At 52.8% G+C, this 509-nt stretch carries 1 protein-coding gene; it reads right to left on the reverse strand.

Features of this window, described 5'->3' with window-relative positions:
* Positions 1–80: 80 nt before the first annotated feature.
* Positions 81–509, reverse strand: a 429-nt coding sequence (gene tnpA / locus DBO86_RS22620) for an IS200/IS605 family transposase (RefSeq protein ID WP_146173169.1), incomplete at its 5' end; no start/stop codon positions are given.

Below are 509 nucleotides of genomic sequence, written 5' to 3' on the forward strand. Positions count from 1 at the left end.
ACAACCACCGACTGAAGTCGGTGGGTTAGTGACTTACGGACTGAAAGTCCGGATACGCGTCGACTGAACGACGCGTCGGATCAGTCAGGCTCCATCCTGAAATTATCGTTCGGGCTCGGCTCAAAATGATGCTCCAGATACTGCTTGATCATCTCTTCCGTCATCTGCCCAACCGTCGCGCAAAAGTACCCGCGAGCCCAAAAATGCTGCCCCCAATAGCGCTTTTTCAGATGGGGAAACTCCTCGAAAAGCTTGCTCGCCGTACGCCCCTTGATCCGCCTCATGATCTCACTCGGCGCCAAATTCGGCGGACTGCTCACCAGAATATGCACGTGATCCTTGCTCACCACACCTTTCACAATCCGAATTTCAAATGCTTCGCACGTCTGTCTCACCAGCTCTCGCACTCGCTCAGCAACCTCACCGCTGAGCACCTTGTATCGGTACTTAGTCACCCAAACAAAGTGATACTCGATCTGGTAGACCGTATGACTGCCGTATCTGTAATC

The organism is Ectopseudomonas oleovorans (genome assembly GCF_003052605.1).
GTDB lineage: Bacteria > Pseudomonadota > Gammaproteobacteria > Pseudomonadales > Pseudomonadaceae > Aquipseudomonas > Aquipseudomonas oleovorans_A.